Below are 614 nucleotides of genomic sequence, written 5' to 3' on the forward strand. Positions count from 1 at the left end.
TGATGGCAAAGCGGTCGGACCGTGGGTCGGTAAAGCTGGTGCGGTGCTTGGACACGCCTGGGGCGAAGTCCTTTACCGAGATAAGCCCCGACTTCGCGAATCACCATAGGGGCCAGCAAGGCGAGGGTTCTGAAAGCCGCTTTGCAACGAAAAGGCCGGATATAAGCAAGCAGTCAATCCGCCCGGCCAGAACTTCCAATCAGCACTTGCCTCACGGAAGGCGTCCATATAAGCACCGCAGGCTGCCCGTAGCGAAGCGAAGGGACGCAGACAGCAGGGTCGCCTTTTGGTATTCGCGTAACTTCGCTTTGCGAAGTGAGCGAATCCCCACTGCGTGAACTTTTGCTTACTTTTATTTTGGCGAAGTGTATAGACCGGGGACATAGGTGACAGGTGTGCGGGGACATGGTGGACACTTTCCGGCGAATTTGCCGGAGGATCACCATGCCTTGGAAAGCACAAGACACCATGAGTCTGAAACAGGAATTTGTCGCACTGGCTACGAAAGATGGAGCGAATCGCCGTGAGCTGTGCCGGCGCTTCGGGATCAGCCCGCAGACGGGCTACAAATGGCTGCAGCGCTATGCCACCGAAGGCGGAGCCGGGCTTGCAGA

1 protein-coding gene is annotated in these 614 nt (G+C 57.2%); it reads left to right on the top strand.

Features of this window, described 5'->3' with window-relative positions; all coding sequences use genetic code 11:
• Nucleotides 1–444: 444 nt before the first annotated feature.
• Nucleotides 445–614, top strand: a 170-nt coding sequence (locus tag AC1DUR_RS25795; RefSeq protein WP_477722151.1) for a helix-turn-helix domain-containing protein, incomplete at its 3' end; no start/stop codon positions are given.

Source organism: Polaromonas sp. P4_F4 (assembly GCF_056401355.1).